The organism is Mesorhizobium sp. B2-5-7 (assembly GCF_006440875.1).
Classification (GTDB): Bacteria; Pseudomonadota; Alphaproteobacteria; order Rhizobiales; family Rhizobiaceae; genus Mesorhizobium; species Mesorhizobium australicum.
This window is the reverse complement of sequence record NZ_VFUO01000005.1, coordinates 304,481-327,839: the sequence shown is the minus strand read 5'-3', so window position 1 is coordinate 327,839 and position 23,359 is coordinate 304,481. Positions and strand designations below refer to the sequence as shown.

Genomic DNA, 23,359 nt, shown 5'->3' with positions numbered 1-23,359 from the left:
GCGTGGCGCAGAACACCCTCGCGGTCGAGCACTTGCGCGTCACCTTTGGCAAGGCGCCGAATGCGGCGACGGCGGTCGACGATGTCAGCTTCGAGATCCGGCAAGGCGAGGTCTTCGGTCTCGTGGGGGAATCCGGCTGCGGCAAGAGCGTGACCTGCCGCTCGCTCATCCAGCTCTTCGGCGGCTCGAGGCCCTCGGCCCTGACGGGCTCGATTATGTTCGAAGGACGCGACCTCGCCGCTCTCCAGCCTAAGGATCTCGTTAAAATCAGGGGCAGCGAAATCGCGATGATCTTCCAGGATCCGATGACGGCCCTCAACCCGACCATGAAGGTCGGCCGCCAGATCGAAGAAGGCCTGCGCCAGCACGAGAAACTCAGTACCAAGCAAGCTCGGGGACAGGCCGTCGCGCTGCTGAAATCTGTGGGCGTGATGGCGCCGGAGCGTCGGCTCGACAGCTACCCCCACGCCTTCAGCGGCGGCATGCGCCAGCGTGTCCTCATCGCCATGGCACTCGCCTGCCGCCCCAAACTGCTGATCGCCGACGAGCCGACCACGGCGCTCGACGTCACCGTGCAGGACCAGATCCTCAAGTTGATCCTGAAATTGCGGGCGGATATCGGCATGGCGGTGCTTCTGGTCACGCATGACCTCGGTGTCGTGGCGCAGACCTGCGATCGGGTTGCGGTGATGTATGCCGGCCGCATCGTGGAAATCGCCACGACCGAGCAGCTCTTTGCCAACCCGTCCCATCCCTATACGCGTGCCTTGCTCAAGGCCTTGCCGGCCCATAGGGGCCGGGGCGGACGGCTGCAGCCGATCGGCGGTTCGCCGCCGAGCCTGGCCTCACCGCCGCCTGGGTGTCGCTTCCATCCGCGTTGTTCGCTGGCAATCCCGGCTTGCGAGTTGCAGCAGCCGCCCCTTGCCGCCATCCAGGAAGGCCATGCGGCCGCCTGCATCAGGATCGGAGAGCCGACGTGACCGAACCGCTCCTCGCGATCCGCGATCTTTCGAAGACCTTCCCGATGGCCCGCAATTTCCGCGATGTCGTCACGCGCTCGGCCAGGCAGAACCTGCGGGCCCTCCGCGATGTGTCGCTGACCATTCAGCCCGGCGAAGTGGTCGGCGTGGTCGGCGAGTCGGGGTGCGGCAAGAGCACGCTCGGGCGCTGCATCGCCGGTCTCGAGAGCCCCGAGCAGGGCGACATCCTCTGGCAGGGCGCTCCAATTACCGCCGGCGCAAACCGCAGGACCCGCGCCCGCCACATCCAGATGGTGTTCCAGGATCCCTACGCCTCGCTCAATCCGCGCATGACCCTCGGCCAGACACTTGAGGAGGTTCTCCATGTGCACGGGCTCGCAGGCAATGCGACGCGGCAGCGCGAACGTGTCGACGAGTTGATGCTGATGGTCGGCCTTGCGCCCGCGCTCAAGGACCGCTTGCCCCATACCATCAGCGGCGGCCAGCGCCAGCGCATCTGCATCGCCCGCGCCCTCGCCGTCGAACCGCAACTCATAGTCGCCGATGAACCGGTCTCTGCTCTGGACGCCTCAGTGCAGGCGCAGATCATCAATCTCCTGGAGGACCTCAGGGTGAAGCTGAATATCGCCTTGATCTTCATCGCCCACGACCTCAACGTGGTCCGCCACATAAGCGATCGTGTTGCCGTGATGTATCTTGGCGAGATCGTCGAGACCGCGGCCGCAGACGCGCTGTTCACCCGCCCCTTGCATCCCTATACGCGTGGTTTGCTCGCCGCGATTCCGATGCCCGACCCGAAGCGGCGCACCAGTGTACCGAGTATCGAGGGCGAAATACCGGACCCTCTCAGTCCACCGATCGGCTGCGGATTTTCGACCCGCTGCTCTCATGTGATCCACCCTTGTCGGGCCCGGCACCCCGATCTCTACCAAACCGGCGAGCATGGCGTGCGCTGCCTCAACCCGGCGGCCACCTTTGCCGAACCCGGATCGGTACATCCAGCGACAGGAAATCAGTGATGTTTTTTCAGAAATCGAAGCAGATTGAAGCGGTTGGCGAGGAAATCGTGCGCACAGCGCTGGACGGCTTCGCCTCCCGCGGGCTGGCGGAAGATAAATTCGCTTTCACGCTGTTAGTCCATCTCCGGCGGGAAGAGAAAGCCTATGGCGAGGGTGGGACGCTGCCGACAGGTTACTCCTACAACGGCGATGCCCTCTTCTATCCCTGCAGCGTAATCAAGGTCTTCTATCTTGTCGCCACGCAGGCTGCCCTTGACGCAGGAAAAGTCCAGGCGACGCCCGAGCTGGAGCGGGCCATGCACGATATGATCAAGTGGTCGAGCAACAACGCCACCAACTACGTCATCGATACTTTGACCGGGACGACCGGCGACACCGAGCTGGGCGAAGAGGAGATGCGGCGCTGGATGGCGGCCCGAAACGGCATCAACGCCTATTTCAAGCAGCTCGCCTTGCCGGAATTCGACGGCATCAATGTCTGTCAGAAACTGATGGACGACGACCGCTATGGCCGCGAAAAGGTATTCGTCGAGGTTGGTGGCAACAACCACAACCGCCTCACGGCCGACGCCTCCGCATCCGTCTTTTCTCGAATCATGGATGGCGCGATGATTTCGCCGGAACGCTCGCGCATTATGGCCGACTTCCTGTATCGGCCGCGCGACCCCGGCTTCGTCAAACGCCCGTTGTCGCAGGTGGTCAACTATATGGGCGCGAACCTGCCGGAGGGGGCCAAACTGTGGTCGAAAGCAGGCTGGACGGGCTGGACAGGCGATCCCCGCGCGAGCTACCGCCGCCACGACGCCGTTCATGTCGAGCTGGCGGACGGCAAGCGGTTCACCTGCGTCGTCTTCACTCAAGGCGAGCAGATCTCGGCGAACCTGACAATCCTGCCTGCCATAGGAAAGCACACAGCCGAGCTCGTCGCGGCCCTCTAGCGAGGTCAGCGAGGCCGATAACGGACTCCGTCCAAAAAGCCGATGTGATCGGAACGATGCTTCTGCTGCAATGCCGGCCTGCCCTGCCCGGGGCGTCGATCCAGGAGTTCGACACCCCCGCTCTCCTCATCGAACTCGATGCCTTCGAGGCAAATCTCCGTCGTACGGCGGGGCTCGTCACTGCCGCGTTTGCGCCTGCGTCAGCACGCGATGGCCCATAAATCGCCCGTCCCGTCTTCAGATCCAGCAGAAGGTGCACGATCGGCGCAGCGCATCCAGCGAGCCTTGGATTCTCTTAGGCAGACCATTCTCCTATGGCCGGTCGCAGAAATTCTTGCTGCTTCGAAACTGTCCACTCTCCGAGCGGCGACTTTGGGACATGCGGCTTTCGAAGCCCGTTGCGTCGGAGGCAATCTGCGCCGCGGCATCGTGGATGAACTGTACCTTCTCATCCGGCAGCGGAACGCTGAAATTCGGGGCTTCTTCATCTCGTCCCAGAGAGAATGGCTTGCCTTATCTCGTCGATCTGCGGCTCGTCGACCGACTGTAGCCTGTGGACATGGTCCTGCGCAGGCGCGGCCACCGCGAGCTTGGACGCCGAACCGATCCCTCAGCATGCGCGTGATTGGCTGCTGGTGGATGTAGCCGCCTTTTCACTCTTGAACCTGAAGAAAAAGGTCGGCAGCCGTTCAGGACCTGCTAGACTAGGAGTTGCAGATTTGGGCTGTGTTTCCCGGGCGCAAAAAGCACGCTGTACAAGCTCACGATCGGGCAGTCGCTGGAGCAGGGAAATACTCCGGCCCCCTTACGTGTGAAAACGGTCGCATTAGATTGAAAGACGCCGGTCCGCCCAGTAAGGCGGAGGCTAGTGCCTCCCAAAGCCGATTGATGACTCGACGGGTTCATTCGCAGGTCAGACTGGGTCTATAAAGGGCAACGCGCCGGTCCGGCAAATCGCAAGCCCGGTCAGGCACAACAGGAAAGAGCGGATGTCAGAACTGCCCTTTACGTCGTCGAGCCCCGCGGCCTGGCGGGATGCGCCGTGGCATCGTTCCTGGTTGAAGAAGCAGGCCGATATCCTGTTCGATCTTTTCGACCCGGTGGCCATCAACCCGCAAGGCGGGTTCTACGATCTCGGCCCCACCGGCAAACCGCTGCCGGGCAGCGCCGTCAGGCAGATCCACACCACCGCACGGGCGGTCCATTGCTACGTCATCGCCAGCCTGCTTGGCCGGCCCGGAAGCGACCGGATGATCGATCACGGCATGCGCTATCTCTGGCAGTCGCATCGCGACGTCAAGCATGGCGGCTATATGTGGTCGCTCGACGACGCGGGACCGAAGGATGTGACCAAACAGGGCTACGGCCACGCCTTCGTGCTGCTTGCGGCATCGAGCGCCAAGTTGGTGGGCCATCCTTTGGCAGAGCGCATGCTGGCCGACGTCACGACGGTTCTCAACGACCGTTTCTGGGAAGAACAGCATGGCGCCATAACGGAAGAGTTCGAGTGCGACTGGAGGCCCGTGCGCGGCTACCGCGGCCAGAATTCCAACATGCATCTGACCGAGGCGTTGATGGCGGCCTATGAGGCGACCGCCGATCAGGATTATCTGCACAAGGCGGAGCGCATTGCGGATCTGATCATCAACCGCCGTGCCCGGGAATGCGATTTTCGCGTTGCCGAGCATTTCGACGAGCAATGGACGATCGACCGCTCCTACAAGGCGGTCAACGAGATGTTTCGCCCGTCGGGGACAACGCCCGGTCACTGGCTGGAATGGGCGAGACTGACCCTGCAATTGTGGGTGCTGGGCGGCAAGAGGCGGGACTGGATGCCGGAAGCTGCGGAGACGCTGTTCCGGCGCTCCGTGGAATTGGGATGGGATGAAGCCAAGGGCGGCTTCTTCTACACGCTAGACTGGGCCGACAAGCCGGCATTCCGGTTCAAGCCCTGGTGGCCGGTCGCCGAGGCAGCGGGCGCGGCTTCCTTCCTGGTCGAGCACCGCCCGAGCGGCTTCCACGAACAATGGTACCGGCGCATCTGGAACACGATCGCCGAGGCCTATATAGACCGCGAGCATGGCGGGTGGTTCGAGGAGCTGGATGAGGGATTGCAGCCAGCGCATTCGCTGTTTGTCGGCAAGGCCGACTTGTATCACGCACTGCAGGCTTGCCTGATACCGCTCTATCCCGCGCAAGGGAGCCTAACGAACGTGATCAGCAAACGATACGACGCTCTCTCAACCAGGAATTCTTAGCGGTACCGCAACTCACCGAGGCGGCTATGACTCGAATCAGGACCATGCCGCCTTTACTTTCTCCCGACATCACAACTCCTCTGGAAGAACATGTTTGTATTTTTGCAACATCTTTTACGTTGCTTGGCGCGGCCGGAAGGGGCTATTTACAGAACGAAGGCTCGGCCTTGCCTATCAATGCCATATGGGCGGTAGATCATTGTTCATGAAATCCAGCATCGACCACCTTCCTCCCCCGAAGCAGCGTGAGCTCAAAAAGGCAGTCGAGCTACTGCTTGGGGAGTTCGATGACGCTGTGAGAGGGGGAACCGCCGATTTCAAGAAGCGCGGGCGCATTCTGAAGATCATACTCTTTGGATCCTATGCCCGCGGCGGCTGGGTCGACGAGCCGCATACCAAGAAGGGCTACCGTTCCGATTTCGATCTGCTGGTGGTGGTCAACAATCGAAAGCTGACGGACTTCTCCAGCTATTGGCAGCCTGCAGCTGATCGTATGATGCGTGAGATCAATACGCCCGTCAGCTTCATCGTCCACTCGCGCCGGGAGGTGAACACGGCACTAAGAGAGGGCCGATATTTTTTCGTAGATATTCGGCGTGATGGGATCGTGCTGTATGAGCTCGACGAAGAGCCCCTCACGAACCCCGTCGCTTCCGGCCCCGCGGATGCTTTTCGACTGGCAGAGGACTACTACACGGAGCGACTCCCGCAAGCTAGAACGTTCGCCGAAGGGGCGGACTTCTTCGCCGCCAGAGGAAGGCTCAAGGAGAGCGCGTTTCTCCTTCATCAATCCATCGAGCAAGCGTACGCGGCATTGTTGCTAGTGCTGACGAACTACAGCCCCGCCTCTCACAACTTAAAATTTCTTCGGAGCCTCGCCGAGGATCAGGTCCAGGAACTGGCCGAAGCATGGCCTCGTGACCAACAGCGCTTCGTCGCGTGGTTCAACGTTCTCAACGAGGCTTATGTGAAAGCGCGGTACTCGCGACATTTCGAGATCACGAATGAAGCACTTCAATGGTTCGCAGAGCGCGTCTCGGATCTTATCGATCGGATTGAATCAATATGCCGATCCCGACTTGAAAATCTGAAAAAAGAGGCAAGCACCGCATTTCAGCGAGCCGGTTGAGGGCATGCCAGTATCAATTCCAGACTGCCATCAATGCGCTTCAGAGTACAAAAAGCAAAAGACTTGCGCCTATGCGTTTCGACGTCAGCAGCCCGAGTGCCAAAACTACTTCAAGGCAGCAGGGATGATCAGGATTAAGCAGCATTTGCTCCAGCACTCCGATCTTGAGTGTGCTGCATCCACCCTCTGCCGCGCCGCGCGGATTTGGTGCCCGTCAAACAAAAAAAGCCGCCTCGATCAGATCGAGACGGTTAATGATTATGGTTGCGGGGACCCGCAACCACTTTTGTCATAACATCGTCAGGCTTTTGCATTTGGTCTGGTTTGGCGAGTTCGAGGATGCCGAACAACTCGCCGCGTAGCTCGGCATGCACCTCGCCGCGCTTGTCGCCGGGAGTGAGCACGATCTCTCCGATCAACGAGCGCAGCGCCTCGGCGGCTGGACGTCCATTGTCGTGATCGGCAAGCGCTTGCGTGAACTGCTCGACCCGCTTCTTATAAAGAGTGGCGATGTTGGGATGCAGGTCGGGCACGTCAGTGGGCGCCACCGCTAGACGCGCGGTGATCTCCGCCTTCTGCCTCTCCAGGTCTTCCATTCTCGCTTTCATCGAAGGTTGGTACAGGCCATCCTCGATCGCGGCCATCATGCCGGCGATGGCGCGCTCGATCTTGTCGAGCGCCTTGCGGTCCTGTTCGCCTTGCGCGCGACGCTCCTGGTTGAGGCGATTGGTCTCCTGGGCATAGGCCCTGATCGCCTCGGCCACGGCATCAGCCGAGACCAGCCTGTCCTTCAGGCCTGCAAGGACTCGCTGCTCGATCTTCTCGCGGTTGATGGAGCGGCCATTGTCGCAGATGCCGCGGCGCTGGTGGTTGAGACAGGCATAGCGCCCCGCGTGAACAGGCCGTAGCGCCCGCCGCAGCAACCGCAGGTGAGCAGGCCGGAAAGCAGCGAGACCGGCCGCTTCATGGTGTGCAGCTTCCTGGCCCTGGCTTTGCGCGTGGCGATCGTCACCGCCTCGAACTGGCTGGCGATGGACTTCTGTCTCTCCTTAACGGCCTGCCACAGTTCGCCCTCGACGATCCTGAGATGCGGCACCTCGGTGCGGATCCATTTGGCTGGCGGATTGGCCCGAGACACGCGCTTGCCGGTGGCGGGATCCTTGACGAAGTGCAAGCGGTTCCAAACCAGCACACCGGTATAGAGCTCGTTGTTAATGACGCCGGTACCCCGGATGACATGTCCGCGCACACTGGTATCGCCCCAGTGTCGGCCGAGCGGACCAGGAACGTCCTCCTTGTTGAGGTCGACGGCGATCGCCTTCGGGCTCTTGCCGGCGGCGAACTCGCGAAATATGCGGCGCACGATGGTCGCTTCGTCCGGCACGATCTCGCGCTCGCCACGGACCGGTTCACCTGCGGCATCCAGTTTCTTCACCACCCGATAGCCGTAGCAAAGCCCGCCCCCGGCCTTACCCTTTTCCACCCTCCCCCGCAGGCCTCGATGGGTCTTGAGGGCAAGGTCCTTCAGGAACAAGGCATTCATCGTGCCCTTGAGGCCGACGTGCAGTTCGCTGATCTCGCCCTCGGCTAAAGTGACGATGGCAACGCCGGCGAATTTGAGATGCTTAAAGAGAGTGGCAACATCTGCCTGGTCGCGGCTAACGCGGTCGAGCGCCTCGGCCAGCACCACTTCGAAGCGGCCACGCTGGGCATCACGTACCAGATGCTGGATGCCCGGCCGCAGCACCGTGCTGGCTCCGGAGATCGCTGCATCTTCATAGGTTCCTGTTACGCTCCAGCTCTCCCGCGCCGCCTGCTCGCGGCACAGCCTCAACTGATCCTCGATGGAGCCATCCCGTTGGCTGTCGGAAGAATAGCGGGCATAGAGCGCGACGCGGGTCATGGTGGCAGATCCTCTCTCTTCTTCTCAACGGGTTTGCCATCCGGCGCCCTGCCCTGTCCCTCTCGGCGGCCCGGCCGATTGTCGTTGGCCGCCAGCCGCACCTCGAATGCTTCCCGCGCCAGCTGCCGGCCGATCAGGCGGGCGATATCCAGCATCACCCGATCCAGCTTGGCTGCCGCGACGTTTTTCGGGCATCCCTCGGGGCTGGCGAGGTCGCCGTTGTCGTTCGCCGGAACCGACGCCTGCGGCCCAGTCCAGGTTTCCTCTGCCATCGCGGTCGCTCTCCCAAATGGTGGATCGACCGTCTATCGAATGGCCGCCTAACGGCGAGGGAAAGCATGAAGTTCATATCGTAGGACCACAGCGTGCAATGACTTGCGCATTGCGGTTTCATTTCGAACGTCGAGGTAGGGCTGCAGGCGATAAAGTGGGAACGTCCTGAAGCTGACCTCCGGCCGAACCATCAGAGGGAAGTGAACCTTCGCAATCTGTCGGCCGGCTCTCGATAATCCCGGGCTGTTAATACGCTTCAAAGGACGTGTCGGAAGTCCGCAACATCGTCAGGCTGCTCTGCTTCCCCTTCCTCTTTAAGCGCCGCGACCAGCTTGACTGCGGACTCCCAATGATTGGCGACATCGCTCCGCGTCTTCTCCCGGCTTCGGCGACAAACCGGCAAACCTCCTGCGATCGCTTTTAAGTCACGCAGTACCGAAGCTATGTGCGGCCACGGGAAGTCGGTAGGGTCACCAATATCTCGATCAGCGCCGACGATCATTTCTAACTTAGCGATGACGCCGACGAGCGACGTAGCCGCGACTTCGGGGATCGAATCTTGAAGTTTAAGAGCTTCGGTCATCGCAAAGACCTCGGCTTCGCAGGCTATGAGATGCTCAGAGCCTAGACCCGTAGTAGACACTGATAGTTGCCACGGCATCGGCTCGCCCGCAGTCAATACCTGAATTCCGGTATTGGCGATCATTCGCGCCTCCATCCGCTGCTGAATTCGACACAACAGCAATGAGGCATATCGAGCTCGTTGCCACTCGCTCCATAGTCTCAAAGCTAATTCTGTGCCTCGGGGCCCCGGCCTTTCGAGCTCATCGCGTTGGCGGCCGATGACGAAAGGCAAAGTCGTGGTATTGTCGGAATCAACCATGATCCGAGCTCCAATCAGCTTGGGTTGTGGTCAGGCCGAGCGACGTGTTCGTGCACGTTGTTCGGCCGCAAAGCGCAAACCACAATTTACGTACATACCGTACATTACGGACATGGTCATTGTCAAACACGCCCGATGCTATTGATAACAAAACTGAGCGCTTCGAACTGCGGCTTACGAGTGACTTGCTTGCCCGCGTTGACGAATGGCGCCGAAATCAGCCCGATCTTCCCACCAGATCGGAGGCTTTCCGCCGACTTGTCGAGGCTGGTCTAGGCTCTAAGACAGCCGGCAAGCCAGAAACACGCGGCAAATGACTCAACAGGAATTGTCGGAGCGCTCCGGTCTGAACGCGCTGATGTTCGGCAAATGTTCTTGGGCGCATCGCCGACGCGCTAGGTATGGAGCCGAGAGCGCTCATTCGCAAAAGCGAACAGCCATCATTTCAGAATAGGTCCGCGCGTAGCCGCTCGCGAGCGCGCCGTAAACAGCGCCGTAGCGAGCGAGCGGTGGGTTTGCGCATCGTTTCGATCTTTGGATAAAGCGTCGTTATTCCCCCCAAAAAGCTGTTCGATCCCGGGCTTTGATAGGCACATCTCATTTTCCGAATCAGAGGATCCGCTATCCTTCTGGATCTTTCTTGCCGCGTCATTCCGATGCGCCGAGTGATCAAGACGGAGGCTTGAGAAGGTCCTTGAGATTGAGGTCCACCTTAAACGAGATAATTTTGGACAACCTCTCGATAAGGCCCTCGGCTGGCCGGTGAGAGATCGTTTGCCGAAATGTCGTTCCTTCGGGGCCAATAGCAATCTCGGTTTCTCCAGTGACAACGAACCCTCTCGCCTGCAGCTCATCGATGGTGTCCGTCATGGAAGCTGCGTCGGGGACTATCGTGTTCCGAGATATCAAGTGGCCTTGTGCTTCGGCCAGATCAAAGCCCGCCCTCAGTTGGTCGCCCCCAGACAGGCCTTTGTCGATTAGGCCCAGCGCAAGGTTGTCGGCGGGAGGGAAGAAATACTGGAAGATGTTGAGGCTTTTTAAGCGCTCCTGCACCTCATCAATGTGTTTGCCGCTGTGGAACAGATCCCAATCACCTTCGGTAAACTCGTAGGTTGGAATTGGGCATATCCCCTGCTTTCGATCCCCGGCTAGGTTGTCAATGGACCGCAGTTGGTTGAGGGCTTCCAAGGTCATGTCCAGCGCGGCACCGTGATTGCCTTCGAATATGGCACGCCAGTCCAGGGACGCAGCCTGCTCGATGGCATTCATAAAATGCGTCTTTAGCGGGAGATCGCTTTGCTGTATCGGGCCGAAGATCGAATTCATCCCCGGTCCAAGCAGCTCCTTCATTTCCTCTTGTGCTGAGTCGCCCTTTGCCATCACGGCGCCAATTTGCATCACCTTCGGAAGGTCAAGCTCGCCGGTGTCGGTGTTGAACATAAAGCGAGCCGCGAATGCCAAATCAACGGCCAATGGCCTTGCAACCAACACCTTGGCGGTTGGCAGGGTCGCCTGAACATCGACACGCATCAACGCGGCAGTGCGTGGATTGGGATCGGCGGATATCAGGATCACACGGTTGCCTTTGTCATCAACCGCTATGGCCTGAACCTCATGGGTCAGACCGCTCGCGCCCTGAATTTCCTTGGCGGGTCGGTATTCAGCGCCCAGCGCCTTGCTGAACGATTCCCAGATTGGCGGCTTGTCGTCCATGTCATCCTCACGGAATCGGCTCGGGTCCCTGCGTTGTCTATCCTAACCAGCATTGCAGCGCCACGTTCTGTCATGTCATGGTATTGCATTGGGGGAATATCATCATGTGGCACAAATGGGCCTTTGCCGTGGTTGTTGTTTTGTTGCTCTTACTGAACTGGCGGTTTGAGTTGCTGCGAAAGGGTTTTGACAGCATAGTCCAGCCCAAGAACAACGACAGCGCCAACAGTGTCTACCGGTTATTCGTCACTGGCCTTGTCGTCCTTGTTGCGGTGTTGGGGTTGGCGCTCTATCTCGACGCATGGAAGGGGAGCGACGACAGTCTTACGCTCGGCACATTCGGTGATTTCGTCGGTGGCGTCGTAAACCCGGTCCTGACGTTCCTGACCTTCCTGGGTCTGCTCATCACCATCATCCTACAGCAACGGGGGCTCACAGAGGCAAGAGCGGGCGGGAGCGAGTCAACGTTCTTCGAAATGCTGGGCTTACACAACTCCATTGTACACGCCATGGACGTGCAGAGGCGCAATCAAGAGGCCCTGCATGGCCGCGATTGTTTCCGCCATTTCGTCAAGGTGATGCGGGAAGCTTATGAGAAAAGCACTAAGCCAACGGAGCTGGAACGGGTTATCGATGGCCATGAGGTGCTGTGGGAGCAATTCTACGGTGATCTGGCCCACTACTACCGCTACCTCTACAACGTCATCCGCTTCATTGATGAGAATATAGATGATAAAAATAAGGTGCGCTATATCCGCATCCTGCGCGCCCAGCTCAATGATGACGAAATGGTTGTTCTTTTTTATAACGGACTCACTGACCGTGCGAAGAAATTTAAGGTATACATAGAGGCGTTTTCGCTATTCGACAACCTACCGAAAGAGCGCTTATTTAAGCTGGAACACAAAGATTTTTATAAACCTCGCGCCTTTGAAGAAGCTTGGAGTTAATCCTTCCAGGCTAATTCCGGTCGTCAGGATAAAGCGAAATAATTGACACTGCTCTCATCGCAGTGATGGTTCAAGACTGACGTTGTAGCTGCCGATGAGCAGACGGGGACCACACTGGGTTAGCCACGGCATTCTGGTCGATTTTCTTAGTCCCCCTCCAGGCGTTTGGTCGTCTCGTCGATATGGTCACGAACCGCTTTCGTTAGCGCATCGCAAATATTCCCTATCAAGAACTCCACGTCGGCGGCCCATCCCTTGGTATACCAGCGGCGAACGATCTCTCGCCCTTCATCGTCGAATGCATCCCAGCTGATTCTAGGGTGCTGCGTCACCATCTCGAAGATGTAGCACTGGTTGAGGCTGGGTGCGCAGCTTAGGACAAGTTGGAGCTGCTGGAGCGCCTTGTACTTCGGCGTCAGCGTCAGTTTGAGCTGAGCCCGTAACATGGTGCAGTTCAGCTCTAGGTCGAAATGCTCGGTCCACTCCTGGTTAAAGGTGGCCAGAATACCCATTGTGGCCTGTTCCCACGGACTCGCTTTCTTCTTGGTACGCTTGATCTCGGCGGTCACAAGTCGGTCAGGTCGTGTCTCACGGGACAGCACCCGGATCATAAAGTCCCTTATGACGGGCTCATTGAAAGTCGCGTGTTCAGTAGTCGCTGCATCGAAGAACTCAGCGAACTCGCTCTCGTTGAACCTCTTGAGCACCCCATCGAACAGGTTGTCGATCAGCGCCTTGGCCTCATCAGGCCCGCCCATCCGTTTCTCCGCCGCCATAAGCAGTTGTGTGGCGGTCACCGGCCCGGCGGTGACGGTAAGGTCTCCGGTGTCGTCGCGTTCGACGTTCTCGTCGCTTTCATCTGCTTTACTTCGCCAACGGTTTGCAAGCTCGTCGCGGAAGCCAGCTAGTTTGCGAGCGTCGTCGACCAGTATCTCGCGCCCGGTGCCTTGGTTGACGAAAAACGGAGTTTGGTCGTCGTTTCCGATGAAGTCGTCGCGCAGCGTGTTCTTGATGTCAGTGTAATAGACGACCCCTTCGGTCTTTCGTACGCTCGCTTCGAGAAACGCGCGGGTAAAAGCGCTTAGCCGCTCTCCGCCGAGCGACGTCTGGTCATCCAGTGATGATGAGAACTGAAGCACATTCCGCAATCCATCCTTCACTACGGGCAGCAGCGGGCGGTCACCCTTCACCAGCAGCGCACCGGAATAGCAAGCGTCGATAACCGTAACGAGCACGTCCGGTCTAGCGGCCCGGAATAGGTCCATTATTTCACTATGTGGAAAGGCTGTTTCGTTGGGGCGGCTTGGATCGAATGCTGTTCCGCATACGTAGAGTTCGGCACCGATGTGGATGCCATGCCCCGAGAAGTAGAATAGCACCTCGTCATGGTCGCCGTCCGGCGGCAATGCGCCTCGCACAGCCTCCCGCATCGCGTCCGCGTCCAGGTTGACGTAGGGAAAGATGTGATCGAATCGCCCGGTGGCCTCAAGAAGCGCCCGCATGGCTGCGACGTCCTCGCTACAACATGGCAGGGGAGTCTCTTGGTCGTATTCAGCATTGCCGATCAAGATTGCGGTCGAGGTCACTTCCGCTCCGGATTGTTTATGTTGCAAATGCGAGCGACACTATAGTCCCGTGGGATGGCGGTCCACGACCGATTCTTGCTCCGTGCTCCTCAAAGCTGTCAGTCTGAAAATCGGCCCCGTTGCCGCAATAAACAAGTCTAGGCAGCACATATCTCGTCTAATCGAATTTTGCCTGGTACCGCTCCTGCGGTGCCCGCCAGCTTTCGATGAAATCCAGCGGATCGACGCTTTCCATCATTGCTCTCGCGAGAGCCAGACGCTCCTCCAGGCGCTTGCGGCGATCTTCATCGTCCGTAGTGTTCAACCGCTTTTCGGCATCCGCGAAAAAACGCCCTACCGTCATCGCCTTGCCCCACCGTTCAATAATTTCCGCAAGCTGCTGCTGGCTATCGGCTAGTGCCTGAGCCACTTTGCGGGCGTCCTCCTGCTTTAGATAGCGCTCCCACTCCTCCTCTCTTTCTTTCTTCCTCTTCGCCGCCGCCACATCCTCGGCGTCCATAAGGCGCTGAAGCGTGCCCTTGGCCTCTTTCAATGTTTCCACGATTTTTGGGATCAGAGCGCCAAGCGGTTTCTCCCCGGTCTCTTGCCAGCTGACCGACCAGTCGACGTTCTTTTTCGGCGAGTAGGCAATGACCCGAAAGCGCCCGCAGGGCACGTCCTGCTGCCTTGTCCAGGAATGCGTTAGCTGCCAAGGCTTGGCGGATCGGATGAGCCTGCTGTCCTCCCGATGGTATTCGCCGTCGAGGTATCGCACCATCACTCTTTTGGTCATTTCGGTGATGGCGAGCCCGATCGGCACCGTCTCGACATAGAGGACGGTAGGTCGATCCGGAGCCCAGATGCTCCCGGAGTGATAGTGACCGTATTTGCGATCCTTGCTCTCCACCTCCTGTTCCTTGATGCGGATGCGGTCAAGGCCGTCGGCAGCCGGCGCGACTTGAACGCGGTATCCCTGCTCGTCCAGCGCGAGATAGAGATCGTTGGCGATCGAGAGTGCGCGAAGCAACTGGGTCTCTGAGGAAATCAGATCCGGCAGGATTCTCTTGTAGGGCCTTAGGAACTCGCCCTGTTTAACGTCGCGTGTTTTTCGCATGTGCTCTTCAACGCCGAAGAGCAGCCGATGGCGCACCGGACGATGGGGCTTCGCGGCAGGTCTGGCCTTGCGAACAGAGCCTTCCTTCGCGGTTCTCTTTCGTTGAGGCTTTGAGGTCGACGACGTTAGCTCGATCAGTTCGTCCGATGCCTCCGGCAGTGGCGGCAAGTCTACCGGGAGCCCGAGCAATTTACGCGTCCAATATCCCGACCCAGGATAGGGAACCTGATACCGCTTACATGTCGATGCTAACACCGTGCCGGAAATTCCGAGCTCTGGAGCGATTTTGCTGAGAGGCCTCTCGCAGACTCGATTGTAAAGCTCAAGGCGTGTCAGTTGCACGGCAAAATAGGACTCAATTCGATCATGGCCGATATCGCACCGCCAGCAGCGGCTGGTGATGCACATCGCTCGTCATCCGCGTATCAGCGGTTTGGATAACTTTTAAGACAACGTGGCGCCGGCGTATCCATTCATAGTAACCGGCCCAACCTTCGCACTTTGAGCGATGCGATCGACGTAGCAGACCGCCGGTCAAACATGCCCTGTCGACAAGGGTGCAGGCTTCCTTCACGACAACTCGGCAGCCATCCAAGGCCCTAACCTCACGGCGGTGCGGAACCACTTCCATAATATCCCAGGACAATCGCAATTATCAATTTAAGGGAACATTGTCAATTATTGAGCTAATACAATTGTTTAGCATCGGAGCGCACATTGCGGCAAAGGCTCACAATGTGCCGCGGGCGCGAAAAATGCTAGCAAAAACCACCAACCGACCGCCGCACAATGTGCGCCTTTTTATCTTGCCATCTTCAACGGTCGTATTTTGCTAGGCTCATTTGCCATCGTCGTTACTCTTCTAAGCTGCGATAGTACGCTATTCTATGCTCTATGTCACGATTGCGTATTCTGGCGTCGATTTCCAACGCGCCGCGCAGTCTTCCGCGCTCTGCAACGGGGCCTACCGGCTGCATGAGAGCAGCACTGGAATCGTCGCGGTGCACTTTTCCATCGAACTGACGGGGAGCATCGTCACGGGCAATCTGGCGCGGACCGGCCGTCTCGCGATCGGCTCGGCCGCAGGCACGATAAAGTGCGTTTCGTCGTTCCTGGTCTGCATGAGTAGTCATCCACCGAAGCGGATTCCTTGTGTCAGATGGCGCCCGTCAGCGTGCCGGCGCCATGTGTTTCGACTTTCGTTGCACCGTTAATCGATGCACTCCCAACAGCCTGCGATTCTAGATATCAGCGCGCCGGGCAGCATCGCTTCGGTTCGTCGTGGAATCGCCGAAATAGAACGTTCCGTCGCTCCACATATGGTATGGACCGGCCGCGCTCCGGCGGCGCGGCGGCCATGCTGCAAGTGCGGCTAATCGCGAAAGGAGCACATCATGACTGACATCGCTCGACATGACGAAAGTGTCGCCACGATCGGTATGGATCTTGGCGAGAACAGCTTCCATCTCATCGGAATGGATGCGCGCGGCAAAGTGATTGTTCGCCAGAAACTGACGCGTGGACGATTGGAACAGTATGTCGCCAATCTTCAGCCGTGCCTCGTGCGCGTCGAAGCCTGTGCGGGCGCCCATCACATCGGCCGTCGACTGGGGGCTTTCGGCCACGACGTTCGACTCATCCCGGGACAGTACGTCAAACCCTTCCAGAAAGGGCAGAAGAACGACCACCGCGACGCCGAGGCCATCGCCGAAGCCGTGCAGCGGGCCACGATGCGCTTCGTTCCAATCAAGAGCGCCGAGCAGCTCGACCTTCAGGCTTTGCACCGGGTTCGCAGCAGGCCCGTCGGCCACCGTACCGCAGTCATCAACCAGCTTCGCGACTTCCTCCTTGAGGCGGTGTCATCGTCCCGCAAGGGCCTGCGAGACTGGGCCAGGTGCGCCCATCTGTGTTGGCTCAGCGCACCGACGTGCTGTGGCCGCGTGTGGTTCGTCTTGTCGAAGAACTGCGCAAGACTGGCGCCGGCTCGACGATCGAGTTGAGACAGTGACTGACGAAATCCAGACACTCTCGCGCCAAGACGAGAGCTGCCAACGCCTGATGAGCGTTCCGGGGATCGGCCCGATGACTGCGAGCACAACGGTCGCCACGATCCGCAATGGCGCAGCCTTCTCGAAGGGGCGTGACTTTGGCGCCTGGCTCGGCTTGGTGCCTAAATAGCTCTGCACCGGCGACAGAACGATGCTCGGTGGGCTTAGCAAGCGTGGCAACAAGTATGTGCGAACCCTCTTCATTATTGGAGCGCGCGCCGACAGCACGGGGTCCATCAGCTCCCTTTTAGCGGGTCGTCCGCCACAGCCTGACGCACCGCCGCTCGAAGGCTCCTCATCCGACCTTGCTCAGGCGGATGCCGAATGCCGTCTGCGAATGGCGTTCTCCAGGTCGAGGAACTTGGCCCTTCAGATTGCGCCGGTGCGTCAGCAGAAGCTTGGTCCGATAGCGGCTTTCCGACTTGACATGGGCCTGCCGGAACCACCCGGGCGCATGATATGGGCGATGCCGAGTGCATCGGCCTTGTCGGTCTGCTGCGCTGCGCCGACATCGCGGCGCGCCCGAGCTCGGTATGCAGCAAGATGAGGGCAATCTGCCAATGAATGGACGCTGGCCTGGCGTCGGGATAGCTTGGCGCCGATATCGAGTTGCCGACGTCAGTGCCGATTGCTGGAATTCCGATCGTCTACTTTGTCTCGTTTATGAGGGTCTCGCAGCTTAGAATTAGCTGCCTCCCATATTGATCGGAGGCCTCGAGTACTGCCTTTTTGCCAACGAAAAAGAAAAAGAAGGCCGCGTGGATGACAGCGATCATCAGCACCGTAAAAACCTGAAGGAGCGAAGGATCGTTCGGGACATCCATTTTGCGTGAAATTATCAACAGGCAGATGAGCACGACCACCGCATTGAGTGTCAGCGCAGGCCATTTCACGCATACAGATTGCGTCGAAAACCATAAGTCTTGTTTTCCTCAAAAAGGATTTTGAATTTCGTTGTGTCCCGGGTTCTCTCTCGAAGCCAATTTCCGCACCGCTCGTAGAAACCGTCTGCGATGCGAGGATTGTTAAGCTCGTTTTCCGCCGTTGGGGCAGGCTCGCCGAGTTGCTTCGCCAGGAAATTGCGGTATCGGTCCTTGGTTTCTTCTGCGAATTCCTGTTTTCCGCGCCGCAGCAATGTGATGGCCGGCCGTCCACCTGTGCTGCTGAAAATCTGCCGCTCGGCACGCTTGCCGAACCGCCGCGCGATGTCCGAAAATCCTACAAAGATTACCCCGACAGCCAACGTTGTGATTGCTTGTGGCAAACTGAAAGCGTTCCATGTGACAGCGACAGTCGCAAGCGCTATGGCGGGTGCAATGGCCCAAACCGCCGGGAACAGGCGAGCTCTTATGCTGTATGAATCGAGAAATCCCAATTTCCGCCTTTCGACCGCCTTCGCCGATTCGGTCGCTATTCTTCTATCTCATCGGGGTATGGCTCCCCAGGCACCGCGCCCCAGCCTTCTCTCGCAGGCGCATTAGCATATGTGGTGATGCTGCCGCCTTCCGTGGTTAGCACCTTCGCACCGCGGTGAATCATCGCCCGAATGACAGCTTTCCTGGGATGGTCTTCGTCAAGCTTCGCCGAGCTGATCATTGCAACGAAGGTCGAGGAATCGGGCTTTGCGGGTAGTCGCTTTCCAAGCCAAGCATCACAGATTTCGGTCGACAAGTTGCGGCGAGATCCATGGTGGGGAACCTGAAATCGATCGATTCCCGGGAGAATGAGGCCGGCGAAGGGTGCGTACGCGGCGGCCTCCAGAAGCCCATCAACGCCAGCGTCGCCGGTGAGCAGAATTTTGCGTCCGTTCAGGTACGCATACTGGATCACAGACATTCGGTTTTCCGCGCTGATGGGCTCCGTCGAAAACTTCTCAAAGCCCCAGCCCTCTTTCACAAGCTTGATCGCAGCTTTGGCGAGCGTCGCAATGCCTTCTAGAAGCGTATCGAGGGCAGATTTCGTTGCTGGAGTTTTTTCTGATTCAACCACAAGGTCCAGGAAACGTGTCTTCGTAGGCGCCAGCACCGTGAACGCTCCGATCTTGGCTCCCTGAAATGGCTCTGACATCGGGATTGATTTTGCTTGCGCGATCTCGTCGAGGGCAGCCAAGTTGGAGTAGTTTTGTTTCAGTTCCTTCGCCAGATTTTCAACGTTGGAAAACCGCTGGAAGCGATGAATGATCTCTCCTGCATAGATCCAAGGACGTAATATCCACAGACGCCCCACCTCGTAGTTCTCAAGGATATAGCGAAGGCCACCAGTGTGGTCGTGGTCGTTGTGAGTTACAACCACATGGTCGATTTTCTTTGGATTGCCGTAGTACTGATTGATATGGAGAGCCAGCTTTTCCCCCGTTTCAACGTACCCGCCGTCAACAACGTGGATAAACGTCTGATTGGCAATCTCATAACGCAATGAGATTGCATCGCCGCTCTTTTTGGTTTCAACGTCCAAGAAGTCAATTTCGAAAAAATCAGCCATCTCAGCGCCCGTACCCTACAACCCTTGCCAAGGGTAGACACGAAAGCACTGAGTCGCCAGTTGGCTTTTCCTGCAATTCACCGAATACTTTGTACCTACGCACTCTGCGACCGGCGCCAACGTATTTTTCCAGGGTAACTTCAATGGATCTCAAAATCTTTGACGTTCAGCACGGTGCATGTGCGCTCCTGACTTGCGATGACGACACTAGAATGATGATCGATTGTGGACAGAACGCGGTTACCGGTTGGCGGCCAGGAAGCTATCTGCGGCATCTCGGGATCAGCTACTTGGAAATGCTCGCAATCACCAACTACGACGAAGACCACGTCGATGGGTTACCAGACCTTCGCAAAAGCGTCGAAATCGGCTGGCTCTGGCGGAACAAAAAGGTTTCCGCTCGACAAATCCGCAACCTCAAATCGGAAGATGGCATGGGACCGGGGATCGATGAACTCGTTTACATGATCGAGCGCGAATACAGCGGATCGGTGCCGTCTCCTGGTCCGAAGTTCCTGGACCTAAGGAGCACAGCGTTTTCCAATTCCACTAAGGACTTTGACGACGAGAACAACCTCAGCATGGCCTTGCACCTGTCCTGTCATGGGGTCGGAATCATGTTTCCCGGCGATCTGGAAACTACCGGCTGGCTTGCCCTGCTGAGGGATGAGAATTTCCGAAGCGCGCTGCGCAATACCCATGTGTTAATAGCCTCACACCATGGACGCGAAAGCGGGATCTGTCCCGAAATCTTCGACTATTGTAGCCCCTATTTCATCGTAATTTCCGACAAAGGATACATGTACGACACCCAGCGTACGATCCCGTACTATCGGACCAAAGCACGAGGGGCCGCATTTCGAGACGAATCATTCAGGAGAGTTCTCACGACACGTAGGGACGGTCGGATTGGTTTCACCTTTTCGCCTCGAGGGTGGGGGGCTTATTGACGTTACCACCAACCTTGGTGTTGCAGGTGCGTTGCCCAAGCTGCCATTGGCTGCATCCTGTACTCAGCGATCGTTTACCTCAACCGGGATGCAGTCTGCCGGCCTACGTTGCAAACTACGGACTCTAGACAAATCCTGTGAGTAGGAAGCTGTCATTCATGCTGGCCTCCACTCCAGCCAGCAGTTGAATCAAACCCCTCCTGATTTGGGAATCCCTTCCGAGCCCGTCACCATGCAGTGCGCTCACATCTAGTCGGCGGAATAATTGAAAGTGCCGCAGAGACGTTTGCTGTTGATGTTGTAGGGGGCTTCCTTCGATCCAAAGACCGCCACCCCAAGCAGCGGAGAATGTCCAAGCGACGATTTTTCGAGGAACACGACGTATCGAGCCGGGTCAGATTTCGGATCGCCGCAAAGCGTGTTGCCGTCTCTGAGAGCTCCTGGATCCCGTGACATTTTGAAGACTTCCGCAGTCGTCTTCTTGTCGACGGTCTCGTCCCACTGACGCCAAAAAGCGCCCACCGACGTCAGATCGACATTGTTGCCTTTGCCAAAAGTGATCGTCATCTTGCTACCGGCGACGGCGAATTCCGGATTTCCGGACAGCCGTATCGCACCTGTGATCGACTCGGCGGCGCGGCTATACGGCTCGAATTCGCGCTTATCTTGCCAGATGTGGTGTTCCGTGGCTGATTGGGTCAACGCTGGACCGCTAACTAGGCATGTCGTGATGGCTAGGGCTACCGAATATCGCGCTGCAAGGTCATTATTCCAGATCCGTCTCTATCCGCCTGGCGGCCACGCCAGATTGAAGCCTAGAACTCTATAAGAACCCGGAACCCCCTTGGGCGAAAGGCCGATGACGAAGAAGGTTTTTTTGGATGCCAACGTCATTATTCGCGCCGGACGCTCGCCCGGCGGCCCGCTTATTGATCGCATTGTCGACCTCGTGAATGCGGACTTCGTGGCAGTTGTGGCCACTGATCTGACTCTGATTGAGGTTGCGAAAAAACATGCCGACAACGACTTCAACGTCATAAAGGACGTGGGAAGACAGCATTTCCGAAGGCTTGTCCGCGAAACGCTTGGCGTCGAGTTGCCGGAGATTGGCAAGGACAAACTCCGTCAAAGGCTGGATGAAAAATATTAGAAGCTGACCAGGGACATGTTCGAAAGGCTTAGGGCAAAGGTGCTCTCGATCGATAACATCAAGCCGTCGGCAGTGTTCGACGCGTACTCTGCGGATCAAGGCTTCTTTTCGGGTCAGAGCAAGCGAGACCAATTCCCCGACGCATTTATTTTTGAATGCCTGAAGCCTGAGGCTACGGACCAGACGCCCCTTATTATTGTGTCCGATGATGCGGACTTCGTTTCGCCTTCAAGGTCCGTGAAGCATTTGACAGTGCTCAAATCGATACCGGACCTATTCACTGAACTAGGCTACGAAATCGAAGAGCCCGACATTTTCGAATTCATTGATGGCAGTATGGACAGGATTCGCGATCTGTTGGCTGAAGAGCTTGCCAATTGGGAAATGATCGCAACCGACGTTGAAGACGCCGATGTCGAACAAGATTGGGTGGAGGTGGAAACGCTTCATTCTTTCAGTGTGTTCGGCCAAATAGGTGATGACCGATCGATTTTGGTTGTAGCAAAAGCAGATTTGAAGGTGGGCGTGAATTACACGCATCCCGATTGGGCTACGGCCACTTACGACAGCGAGGATAAGGTTTTGATTCCGACGATGGAAGACGTGAGTGGAGAAACTGAAGTTCGAGTTGATGTAGATTTTTCAATGACGATCGCGGTGGACGAATTAGGAAAACCAGTTGAGATTGAAAGTGTCACCTTCCGCAACGACCGATTCGTGTATGTCGCGCTGAGCGAAGACGGCTATCCATACAAATAGGACCTAACCTTTCTTGTTTGTTGCCCACGTCGAAACGAGAAAGGTAGCCATCGTTCCCGACAGATTGACCGCAAGCTGAGCATGCCTGGAAGCAGGTTTCACCTTCTTCGGCCCCGGGCTGTGAGCGTCACCAATTTTGTTCCGCAGCGACCCCAGAGATTCTACGACCGATTGGCAGCTTCCAAGGATCTGCTTAAAGACAGGCTCAGTGTGGCCATCTGGCGCCAAGTTCAGAATTTTCGCCAGCTTCCGGTAGAGAACAGGCAGGTCGTCTTTTTCCTCGTAGGACTCCCCTGCTTCGAAAATGATCCACTTGCATACGTCCTCGAGCAATGTTCTGGCCAGCGTGATCGCCCCCTCGGCGTCAGCATCTCGACGGTCGAGCGCCTGAATCCATCTGGCATGCACCGTGTCAGTGTCGAAGGCTGCCAGCGCCTGCGATATCGCGTCATCTGCTGGACTGCCAACTATAGCGGGTCGAACTTCATAGACAGGGCTGCCTGACAGCCGACGGATAATAATCAACTGACAACCGTCATGGCGCAGGTGCTCGTTGACTGCTGCAGCGAGTTCTGCCTGAACTTCCCGCGATTGCGTAAGGGGACTCGTTACCTCCTCCAGGAAGCGGAAGAACTGCCTCTGCGAGCATGTCAGATAGCCCACGGCTTCTAATGTCTCTCGATTGTTCCAATCGTTGTTTCGGACGATCGCGTTGAATAGATCGTCGTCCAAAGTCTGCTCGGTGGCGACGTTCTCGAAGACAGAAAGCATCCGGCCTGTTGGCCAAATACGACGGATGAAGTCGATTTCTTCGAACTCCGTGCTGTAAGGTCGCTTATCAAAAAGTGCCATAATACGTCGACGAGTGAGTTCAGTGACCGTGGCCTGGCCAGTTTCCTGAAGCTTGGCTAATGCTTCCGATAGGTTATAGGAGTCGACTTCTTCAAGAAGCCGCACGGCGATCGGGATCAATTCCGCGGCAGATTTTTCAAACAGCCGCCGTTCAGCATATTTGAATTTGCTCTTGAACGACTCGTCGCGATCCCCAGTCCGCAATCCGAGCCGACTACAGAGCGAGGGCACCTCGTTCGCGCTGAAATCGGAAATCGCCCCGGCCATTTCATTCCTGAGCTTCCTGACCACTGACGTTGGGTATTGCTGCGTAGCTTCCTGTTTCACCTCGATGCCCTTTCCGACCCCAATCTATCTTCAGTCCCCGCGGCTAAGACGCCTAGCCATCTTGATA

At 57.6% G+C, this 23,359-nt stretch carries 21 protein-coding genes and 1 pseudogene; 11 read left to right on the top strand and 11 right to left on the bottom strand.

Annotated features, from left to right (window positions below):
- Positions 1 to 2 precede the first annotated feature (2 nt).
- The 5 genes from FJ543_RS22625 to FJ543_RS22605 all read left to right on the top strand — a co-directional run bounded on the left by FJ543_RS22625 (position 3) and on the right by FJ543_RS22605 (position 6,324).
- Positions 3 to 980, top strand: a complete 978-nt coding sequence (locus FJ543_RS22625) for an ABC transporter ATP-binding protein (protein WP_140877283.1) — start codon at positions 3 to 5, stop codon at positions 978 to 980.
- Positions 977 to 1,999: an oligopeptide/dipeptide ABC transporter ATP-binding protein gene (locus tag FJ543_RS22620; protein WP_210243714.1), complete on the top strand. Its 1,023-nt coding sequence runs from the start codon at positions 977 to 979 to the stop codon at positions 1,997 to 1,999. Before FJ543_RS22625 ends, FJ543_RS22620 begins: the two co-directional genes overlap by 4 nt.
- Complete coding sequence (locus FJ543_RS22615) at positions 1,999 to 2,937, top strand: serine hydrolase (protein WP_140877281.1); 939 nt, start codon at positions 1,999 to 2,001, stop codon at positions 2,935 to 2,937. The genes FJ543_RS22620 and FJ543_RS22615 overlap by 1 nt, the downstream gene beginning before the upstream one ends.
- A 989-nt stretch (positions 2,938 to 3,926) precedes the next feature.
- The gene (locus FJ543_RS22610) at positions 3,927 to 5,195 is read left to right on the top strand and encodes an AGE family epimerase/isomerase (protein WP_140877278.1); all 1,269 of its coding nucleotides are present in this window, start codon (positions 3,927 to 3,929) and stop codon (positions 5,193 to 5,195) included.
- 205 nt (positions 5,196 to 5,400) lie between these two features.
- The gene (locus tag FJ543_RS22605; protein WP_140877276.1) at positions 5,401 to 6,324 is read left to right on the top strand and encodes a nucleotidyltransferase and HEPN domain-containing protein; all 924 of its coding nucleotides are present in this window, start codon (positions 5,401 to 5,403) and stop codon (positions 6,322 to 6,324) included.
- Between the two features lie 251 nt (positions 6,325 to 6,575).
- On the opposite strand, the gene FJ543_RS31940 is transcribed toward FJ543_RS22605, so the two are convergent.
- The 5 genes from FJ543_RS31940 to FJ543_RS22585 all read right to left on the bottom strand — a co-directional run bounded on the left by FJ543_RS31940 (position 6,576) and on the right by FJ543_RS22585 (position 11,096).
- The gene (locus FJ543_RS31940) at positions 6,576 to 7,088 is read right to left on the bottom strand and encodes a hypothetical protein (RefSeq protein WP_224682189.1); all 513 of its coding nucleotides are present in this window, start codon (positions 7,086 to 7,088) and stop codon (positions 6,576 to 6,578) included.
- A gap of 26 nt (positions 7,089 to 7,114) precedes the next feature.
- Positions 7,115 to 8,227, bottom strand: coding sequence for a recombinase family protein (locus FJ543_RS22600; RefSeq protein ID WP_224682190.1), 1,113 nt, complete (start codon positions 8,225 to 8,227; stop codon positions 7,115 to 7,117).
- Positions 8,224 to 8,499 (bottom strand): hypothetical protein, encoded by a 276-nt coding sequence (locus FJ543_RS22595; protein ID WP_140877274.1) that lies wholly within the window; start codon positions 8,497 to 8,499, stop codon positions 8,224 to 8,226. The genes FJ543_RS22600 and FJ543_RS22595 overlap by 4 nt, the downstream gene beginning before the upstream one ends.
- Before the next feature lie 257 nt (positions 8,500 to 8,756).
- Positions 8,757 to 9,206: a hypothetical protein gene (locus tag FJ543_RS22590; RefSeq protein ID WP_140877272.1), complete on the bottom strand. Its 450-nt coding sequence runs from the start codon at positions 9,204 to 9,206 to the stop codon at positions 8,757 to 8,759.
- An 846-nt stretch (positions 9,207 to 10,052) separates the two neighbouring features.
- Entirely contained in the window at positions 10,053 to 11,096 is a 1,044-nt protein-coding gene (locus FJ543_RS22585) for a hypothetical protein (RefSeq protein WP_140877270.1), read from the bottom strand.
- A 104-nt stretch (positions 11,097 to 11,200) separates the two neighbouring features.
- On the opposite strand from FJ543_RS22585, the gene FJ543_RS22580 reads away from it, so the two are divergent.
- Positions 11,201 to 12,046, top strand: coding sequence for a putative phage abortive infection protein (locus FJ543_RS22580; protein WP_181174051.1), 846 nt, complete (start codon positions 11,201 to 11,203; stop codon positions 12,044 to 12,046).
- Positions 12,047 to 12,192: 146 nt separating this feature from the next.
- Here the strand turns inward: FJ543_RS22580 and FJ543_RS22575 are convergent, their stop codons facing one another.
- Positions 12,193 to 13,632, bottom strand: coding sequence for a caspase family protein (locus tag FJ543_RS22575; RefSeq protein WP_181174050.1), 1,440 nt, complete (start codon positions 13,630 to 13,632; stop codon positions 12,193 to 12,195).
- Positions 13,633 to 13,789: 157 nt separating this feature from the next.
- Positions 13,790 to 14,914: a hypothetical protein gene (locus FJ543_RS22570; protein ID WP_246678857.1), complete on the bottom strand. Its 1,125-nt coding sequence runs from the start codon at positions 14,912 to 14,914 to the stop codon at positions 13,790 to 13,792.
- Positions 14,915 to 16,119: 1,205 nt separating this feature from the next.
- On the opposite strand from FJ543_RS22570, the pseudogene FJ543_RS31935 reads away from it, so the two are divergent.
- Positions 16,120 to 16,518: pseudogene (locus FJ543_RS31935) on the top strand (transposase); the annotation flags it as partial.
- 265 nt (positions 16,519 to 16,783) lie between these two features.
- Entirely contained in the window at positions 16,784 to 16,903 is a 120-nt protein-coding gene (locus FJ543_RS31540) for a transposase (RefSeq protein ID WP_224682248.1), read from the top strand.
- A gap of 759 nt (positions 16,904 to 17,662) precedes the next feature.
- On the opposite strand, the gene FJ543_RS22555 is transcribed toward FJ543_RS31540, so the two are convergent.
- Both FJ543_RS22555 and FJ543_RS22550 read right to left on the bottom strand, forming a co-directional pair.
- The gene (locus FJ543_RS22555) at positions 17,663 to 18,148 is read right to left on the bottom strand and encodes a hypothetical protein (RefSeq protein WP_140877264.1); all 486 of its coding nucleotides are present in this window, start codon (positions 18,146 to 18,148) and stop codon (positions 17,663 to 17,665) included.
- Positions 18,149 to 18,183: 35 nt separating this feature from the next.
- Positions 18,184 to 19,254, bottom strand: a complete 1,071-nt coding sequence (locus tag FJ543_RS22550) for an MBL fold metallo-hydrolase (protein ID WP_140877262.1) — start codon at positions 19,252 to 19,254, stop codon at positions 18,184 to 18,186.
- A gap of 143 nt (positions 19,255 to 19,397) precedes the next feature.
- Here FJ543_RS22550 and FJ543_RS22545 point away from each other — a divergent pair, with 143 nt between their 5' ends.
- Entirely contained in the window at positions 19,398 to 20,204 is an 807-nt protein-coding gene (locus FJ543_RS22545; protein ID WP_140877260.1) for a hypothetical protein, read from the top strand.
- Positions 20,205 to 20,453: 249 nt separating this feature from the next.
- Here FJ543_RS22545 and FJ543_RS22540 read toward each other — a convergent pair whose 3' ends face one another.
- The gene (locus FJ543_RS22540) at positions 20,454 to 20,906 is read right to left on the bottom strand and encodes a hypothetical protein (RefSeq protein WP_140877258.1); all 453 of its coding nucleotides are present in this window, start codon (positions 20,904 to 20,906) and stop codon (positions 20,454 to 20,456) included.
- A 157-nt stretch (positions 20,907 to 21,063) separates the two neighbouring features.
- On the opposite strand from FJ543_RS22540, the gene FJ543_RS22535 reads away from it, so the two are divergent.
- Entirely contained in the window at positions 21,064 to 21,354 is a 291-nt protein-coding gene (locus tag FJ543_RS22535) for a hypothetical protein (RefSeq protein WP_140877256.1), read from the top strand.
- 15 nt (positions 21,355 to 21,369) lie between these two features.
- Positions 21,370 to 22,113, top strand: coding sequence for a PIN domain-containing protein (locus FJ543_RS22530; protein ID WP_140877254.1), 744 nt, complete (start codon positions 21,370 to 21,372; stop codon positions 22,111 to 22,113).
- 3 nt (positions 22,114 to 22,116) lie between these two features.
- Here the strand turns inward: FJ543_RS22530 and FJ543_RS22525 are convergent, their stop codons facing one another.
- Positions 22,117 to 23,292, bottom strand: coding sequence for an abortive infection family protein (locus FJ543_RS22525; RefSeq protein WP_224682196.1), 1,176 nt, complete (start codon positions 23,290 to 23,292; stop codon positions 22,117 to 22,119).
- Between the last annotated feature and the right edge of the window lie 67 nt (positions 23,293 to 23,359).

Excerpts from the sequence above, each read along its gene's own strand:
- FJ543_RS31540 (WP_224682248.1), top strand. The coding sequence starts at position 16,784 with ATGAGCGTTCCGGGGATCGGCCCGATGACTGCGAGCACAACGGTCGCC.
- FJ543_RS22605 (WP_140877276.1), top strand. The coding sequence starts at position 5,401 with ATGAAATCCAGCATCGACCACCTTCCTCCCCCGAAGCAGCGTGAGCTC.
- FJ543_RS22580 (WP_181174051.1), top strand. The coding sequence starts at position 11,201 with ATGTGGCACAAATGGGCCTTTGCCGTGGTTGTTGTTTTGTTGCTCTTA.
- FJ543_RS22585 (WP_140877270.1), bottom strand. The coding sequence starts at position 11,096 with ATGGACGACAAGCCGCCAATCTGGGAATCGTTCAGCAAGGCGCTGGGC.
- FJ543_RS22530 (WP_140877254.1), top strand. The coding sequence starts at position 21,370 with ATGTTCGAAAGGCTTAGGGCAAAGGTGCTCTCGATCGATAACATCAAG.
- FJ543_RS22615 (WP_140877281.1), top strand. The coding sequence starts at position 1,999 with ATGTTTTTTCAGAAATCGAAGCAGATTGAAGCGGTTGGCGAGGAAATC.
- FJ543_RS22550 (WP_140877262.1), bottom strand. The coding sequence starts at position 19,254 with ATGGCTGATTTTTTCGAAATTGACTTCTTGGACGTTGAAACCAAAAAG.
- FJ543_RS22600 (WP_224682190.1), bottom strand. The coding sequence starts at position 8,227 with ATGACCCGCGTCGCGCTCTATGCCCGCTATTCTTCCGACAGCCAACGG.
- FJ543_RS22610 (WP_140877278.1), top strand. The coding sequence starts at position 3,927 with ATGTCAGAACTGCCCTTTACGTCGTCGAGCCCCGCGGCCTGGCGGGAT.
- FJ543_RS22595 (WP_140877274.1), bottom strand. The coding sequence starts at position 8,499 with ATGGCAGAGGAAACCTGGACTGGGCCGCAGGCGTCGGTTCCGGCGAAC.
- FJ543_RS22545 (WP_140877260.1), top strand. The coding sequence starts at position 19,398 with ATGGATCTCAAAATCTTTGACGTTCAGCACGGTGCATGTGCGCTCCTG.
- FJ543_RS22590 (WP_140877272.1), bottom strand. The coding sequence starts at position 9,206 with ATGATCGCCAATACCGGAATTCAGGTATTGACTGCGGGCGAGCCGATG.
- FJ543_RS22535 (WP_140877256.1), top strand. The coding sequence starts at position 21,064 with ATGACGAAGAAGGTTTTTTTGGATGCCAACGTCATTATTCGCGCCGGA.